The following is a 5152-nucleotide window of genomic DNA, read 5'->3' on the forward strand; positions in this document are numbered from 1 at the left end:
TCCGGGCCGAGCTCGGGAATCCCGCCGCCGGTCAGGGTTTCGGCGCCGGCCTCCTCGGCCAGCGGGAGATAGTCCAGCACCTTGCGCCGGTGCCCAAATCACTCACGACGTGCCCGTCTGGCGCCTGTCGGCGTGGAAGCGGCTTGGGTGCACCTTCTGTCGGGAGGATTACGCACTGTCACGGAGTAGTCGTGGAAGTAGGTAACAAGAGTGGTGCGGAAATCAAACCTTACTTTCGGGTGGATGTGTTCTCCTGTTCAGGCGACAATGAGTAGTCGGCGATCCGCGTTAGTCTTCGCGGGAAGGTGTTGATCGGGTTTCGTATTGCCGGTTTTCTTGCCGTAGCTGACACTCGGTACATGGAAAGCATGGTGTCCGAGAACGAGGAAGCAACCGAGTCCGACGTCCGGTTCCCGACTGTCCTGCGAGGATATGACCGTCGGCAGGTCGACGAATACGTGCGGGCGACGGAGAAGCGCGTGGAGCGGCAGGAAAAAGCCCGGAGGGCGGCGGAGCGCAGGATCGCCAAAGCCCAGGTTCCCGCGCCTCGAACTGTGGAGTCGGATCAGTCCAGGGGATTGGGAAGGCGGATCGAAAAGATTCTCGCGGTCGCCAAGGCGGAAGCCGAGGAGATCAAAGATCAGGCCCGCAAAGAGAGTGAAAGGCTCGTGGCGGCCGCCGAGAAAACGGCCGTCGAGGCGGAGAACGCCCGTGAGCAGACTGAACGCGCTGCCGAGTGTGAAGCACAACGCATCATCTCCCGCGCGGAAGAGGAAGCCGTCGCGATCCGAACGGTGCATCGGGCGGTGATGGCCGAATTGGGTCAGATTTCCCACGCTGTTGACGAATTACGTGATCGCTTCGGCGGCGAGAGCAAGGCCGAAGATTCCGCCGAGGAGGAGCCCGAGGCCGCGTCGGCCGTTTCCACGGACGGTGAGTGAGTTCACCGCCGGTGCGGCTGTGGCCTTCCCTCGCTCACGGTCGCCATCTTGTAAGGGCCGCGGCCAGGACGAACCGCACCGGACGGGTCAGCCGCACCGAGGATTCCCGCAGCGGCCGTGACGTGGACGCGCCGACCTCCGCGCGCCGCTGACCGACCGAGCCGGGCGCCTCGCGATGACGATCTGCGCGGATGCCCCCGCCGCTAGTCCAGGGGTGATTTCGTGACGTGGAGGGCTTCCTCGACGGTGTGGTAAAGCCGCAGCATGACGTCGAGGCCGGTGACTTCGATGGGGCGGATGACAGGGCTGTTGGAGTCCACTGCGATACGAAGGTGCTTTCGGCGTGTTTCCGCGTGGGTATGGGCGGCCACCAGCGTGGCGAGGCCGGCGGAGTCGAGGAAGTCGACCGTGGTCAGATCCAGAACGCAGGCTCCGCCTGGGGCATCGTCGATCGCGGTGATGACGGCGGCTTGGAGCTCCGGCGCGGCGTCGGTGTCGATCTCGCCGGTCACCGTGACCACGATCGTGTCATCGACGACCCGGCTGGCGATGCCCAGCTCCGGGGGAGGTGGCTCAGCTCGAGGCGGTTGGCTCACGGTGGCGGACGTTACCGGGTCGGCGACGGCATGGAACGCCTCGCTGGTCCGGGTCCCGCCTTGTGCGGTGTAGGACATGGCTAGTCCCGGCTAGGCCAGTCTCGGGCGGCCGCCAAATGCGGTGCACGGCCGCTGCTTCCATCGCGGTTCAGGGCGAGTTCAGCCCAGACGGTCTTGTGCCGCGGATGGTTCTCCACACCCCAGGTGGACGCGAGCCGGTCGATCAACATCAGCCCCCGTCCGCCGGAGCCGTCCGGGGTCCGGTGTCGTGGCTGTCGTGGGGAGGCGTCGTCGACTTCGATGCGGAGGTACCGGCCCTGGCGGGTGAGATCGAGGCGGCAGGTGCGCGGCGCGTCCCCGTGCCGATGGGCGTTGCTGATCAGTTCGTCGGCTACCAGGACGGCGTCGTCCACGGTGAACCCACGGTAGCCGGCCAGTGCCCGGCGAACCGCTTGCCGGAGCTCCCTGGTGGCGGTGGCGTCCAGGTCGTAGGTCACGCCGCTCGGGTTCGGCTCGCGCTCTGAAATCCCTGGCTGTGTCGACATCAGTCCCACCCGCCTTTGTTTGACGACCATCTGGAAACATCGCGCTGTGTCCTCAGTACCCAAGGTGCGGCCGTGGTAAACGCCAGGGTTTATGCGCCTCGCCGGGGCGGCTGCCGGTAGCGGATCGCGATGACCACGGTGTCGTCGGCGTGCAAAACGATGTCGTGCATCTCGGCGGTCAGCAGGTCCGGGATCTGTGCGGTGGGCCGGCCGGCGTTGCGGCGCGCTGCCGCCAGCAGCCGCCCTTCACCTTCGACGAAGTCCTTTCGGCTCTCGACGAGCCCGTCGGTGTAGATGACGAGCAGGTCGCCGTCGGCGAGTGTGCGGTGGACGAGGCTGTGGCTGCCGGGGGCCGGGAAGCCGATGCCTCGTCCGGCTGTGGGCGCGACGAGAAGTTCGGGTTCGCCGCCGGTGGTGACCAGGACCGGGCGGGGATGGCTGCCGTTGGCGAAGGTGACCTGGCCGGTGGCGGGGTCGAGCCGGGCGAGCAGCACGGTCGCCATCAGGCCGGGTTCGATCGTCGCCAGAGTGCGGGCGGTGTGGGCGATCAGATCGCGGAACGGGTGGCCTTCGAGCGCCAGGGTGCGGATGGCGTGGGTGACGGTCAGGGCGTGCCGGGTCGAGGTGACACCGTGCCCGACGGCGTCGACGAGGGTGATGTGCACGTTCCCGTCGGGCAGGACGAACCAGTCGTAGAGGTCGCCTCCGGTCGGGGAGTCCGGATCGCTCGGCCCGTAGTGCACGGCCAGTTCGAAGGCGTCGACCCGAGGCGGTGGCGGACGCAGTGCGTCTTCGAGTTCGCGGAAGATCACCGTGTGCGCCTTCCGGAGACTCTCGTCCCGATCCTCCAGTTCGACGTACATCGCGAGCACGCCGCTGTTCGTCTCGGCGAGCTCGTGTTTGAGTTCGCGCTGGTCCTTGGTGATCGCGTCGGTACGGGCGACCAAGGCGAGCATTTCCTCGCGGGTGGCGCTTTCCTCGTCCGGTGGGACGAGCATCGCCTCGGTGCTCGTGGTGATGTGCCAGGTCAGGGTTCCGCTGTCCCCGGGATCGGGTAGCAGGGGAAGAGCGTTGCGTTGCCGCTGGCTGACCGGACGGGACAGTCGCAGGGTGACGGAGAGCCGGCCCTTGGACGCGGAGGTCGAAAGCTCGGGTGCCCGATCGGCCTCTGCCGAGGATTCGACAAGGAGGGTCATCGCGAGCACGAGCCGGGCCCGTTGCTCGGCCGGGACGCCCGCGGAAGCACAGGCCTCGCGCAGGCGCAGGCGGAGCCCGCCCAGGTCAGGGTGGATCATGGCCTGCTGCTTCCCGAGCCGATCGCGATCACCGTGGCGTCGTCGCGGGGATCACGGTGACAGTGGGCGAGTTCGGCGGCGAGCAGTGCCGGGACCGGAAGCGGGCCGACGGACGCGGCGGCGCGCCAGCGGGTGCTGATTCCGTCGGTGTGCAGCACCACGATGTGGTTCTGGGCCAGTGCCACGGATCGCAGGTGAATGTCCGGCTGGGTGACTCCGACGACCCCGGGCATGCTGAGCAGCGGCTGGGTCTGTCCGGGCATCACCACGAGGCCACCGATGTTGCCGACACCGCAGAAATCGAGTCGGGCATCGGCGATGCGGGCCAGTGCTACCGCGGCGCCGCGGGTCTGACGCAGGGCGCGGTGCATGGTGGCGAGGTGCTCGCGGAGCGGGCGGCCGGGGCTGCGGCGGAAGACGTCGATCGCCGTCTCCGCCGCGTCGCTCGCCTCGGGGCCGTGGCCGAGCCCGTCCACGATCGCGATGGTGCGGACGCCGGCCACCGTCGCCAAGGCCAGTGCGTCACCACATCGGTCTTCGCCCTCGCAGGCCAGACGGACGTGCGCGACGACGTCGGCGGCGGCGATGCCGGGGGCCAGGATTCGTGCGGCCGCGACGGTTCCGGATCCGGTCGCCGAGTGGATCCGGAATTCGGTGGCCAGCCTTCCGGCGGCGCCGAGGCCGGTGCCCAGTGTGTCCGTCGTGGTGTGCCCGTCGATGCGCCAGTAGGCCAGGTCGGCCATCCCGGGGCCGGAATCGACGGCATAGACCTCGACACCCGGCCCGGCGAGGGAGTGCTGGACGAAGACCGCGCCGTCACTGGCGTGTTTGTCGATGTTGCCTGCCAGTTCCGAGGCGATGACGGCCGCGCGCTCGGCGAGCACCTCGGGCAGGCCTGCTTCGGCGGCGACCTCGCGGGCGGCGCGCGCCGCGGCGTAGACCGCGCTGATGTGGTCGATGCGGATCAACCGGCTCGGTGACACGGTGGTGACGGTCATGGTTTCCAGCGGACGACGGTGATCGTGGTGCCCTCGCCGGGCGCGGTGTCGATGGCGAACTCGTCGACCAGCCGCCGGGTACCACCGAGGCCGTGCCCGAGACCGGCGCCGGTGCTGAACCCGTCGGTCATGGCCTGCTCGACATCTCCGATACCGGGGCCTTCGTCGCGAACCGACAACGCCAGCCCCACCCGCCCCCGGCGGTCCCGCACGACGGCGATGGTCATCGTGCCGCCACCGCCGTGGATGTAGGCGTTGCGCACCAGTTCGCTCGCGGCGGTCACGATCTTCGTCTGGTCGACGATCGAGAAACCGGCCGCGACCGCGTCGGCCCGCACCGCGTGCCGCGCGGTGAGCAGGTCTTCCTCGGCGCGGACGGCGTGTTCGCGCGGGTCTTGGTCGGTGAGTTCGTCAGGAAGCACGAGGCGCCTCTTCGGCGGCCTCGGTGGGACGGCGCCATCCCAGTAGTTCCATGGCTTGTTCGGCGTTGAGCGCGGTCTGCACACCGGTGAGCCGCGAACCCAGTTCGGACAGGGTGATCGCGACGGCGGGACACATTCCGGCGACGATCATCCGGGCACCGAGGAGCCTGCCGGTGGCGGCGAGCCGCATCAGGACGCGCGCGACGAAAGAGTCGATGATCTCCAGCCGGGAGATGTCGAGGATGACCCCGCGGATCCCCTCGTCGGCGATCCGGGCGGTGACCAGCTCGTTCTCGCCTCGGTGTGTCATGAGGGGTCCCCATAGGACAAAAAACGTCTCATGGGGACCCCTCAT

7 protein-coding genes are annotated in these 5152 nt (G+C 68.5%); 1 reads left to right on the forward strand and 6 read right to left on the reverse strand.

Annotated features, from left to right (window positions below; genetic code table 11):
- The first annotated feature begins 359 nt into the window (after positions 1–359).
- Positions 360–941 carry a DivIVA domain-containing protein gene (locus tag AB0M65_RS40060; protein WP_364040624.1) on the forward strand — a complete coding sequence of 194 codons (582 nt, stop codon included), beginning with the start codon at positions 360–362 and terminating at the stop codon, positions 939–941.
- Positions 942–1144: 203 nt separating this feature from the next.
- Here AB0M65_RS40060 and AB0M65_RS40065 read toward each other — a convergent pair whose 3' ends face one another.
- From AB0M65_RS40065 to AB0M65_RS40090, 6 genes are all read right to left on the reverse strand, one after another.
- Positions 1145–1615 carry an STAS domain-containing protein gene (locus AB0M65_RS40065; protein ID WP_364040627.1) on the reverse strand — a complete coding sequence of 157 codons (471 nt, stop codon included), beginning with the start codon at positions 1613–1615 and terminating at the stop codon, positions 1145–1147.
- 2 nt (positions 1616–1617) lie between these two features.
- Entirely contained in the window at positions 1618–2082 is a 465-nt protein-coding gene (locus AB0M65_RS40070; RefSeq protein WP_364040630.1) for an ATP-binding protein, read from the reverse strand.
- Positions 2083–2171: 89 nt separating this feature from the next.
- The gene (locus AB0M65_RS40075) at positions 2172–3377 is read right to left on the reverse strand and encodes a PP2C family protein-serine/threonine phosphatase (protein WP_364040633.1); all 1206 of its coding nucleotides are present in this window, start codon (positions 3375–3377) and stop codon (positions 2172–2174) included.
- Complete coding sequence (locus AB0M65_RS40080; protein WP_364040636.1) at positions 3374–4375, reverse strand: ATP-binding protein; 1002 nt, start codon at positions 4373–4375, stop codon at positions 3374–3376. The genes AB0M65_RS40075 and AB0M65_RS40080 overlap by 4 nt, the downstream gene beginning before the upstream one ends.
- Positions 4372–4797, reverse strand: coding sequence for an anti-sigma regulatory factor (locus tag AB0M65_RS40085; protein ID WP_364040639.1), 426 nt, complete (start codon positions 4795–4797; stop codon positions 4372–4374). The genes AB0M65_RS40080 and AB0M65_RS40085 overlap by 4 nt, the downstream gene beginning before the upstream one ends.
- Positions 4787–5107: an STAS domain-containing protein gene (locus tag AB0M65_RS40090; RefSeq protein ID WP_364040642.1), complete on the reverse strand. Its 321-nt coding sequence runs from the start codon at positions 5105–5107 to the stop codon at positions 4787–4789. The genes AB0M65_RS40085 and AB0M65_RS40090 overlap by 11 nt, the downstream gene beginning before the upstream one ends.
- Positions 5108–5152 lie beyond the last annotated feature (45 nt).

Origin of the sequence: Amycolatopsis sp. NPDC051071, from assembly GCF_040682875.1 — a bacterium.
Classification (GTDB): Bacteria; Actinomycetota; Actinomycetes; order Mycobacteriales; family Pseudonocardiaceae; genus Amycolatopsis.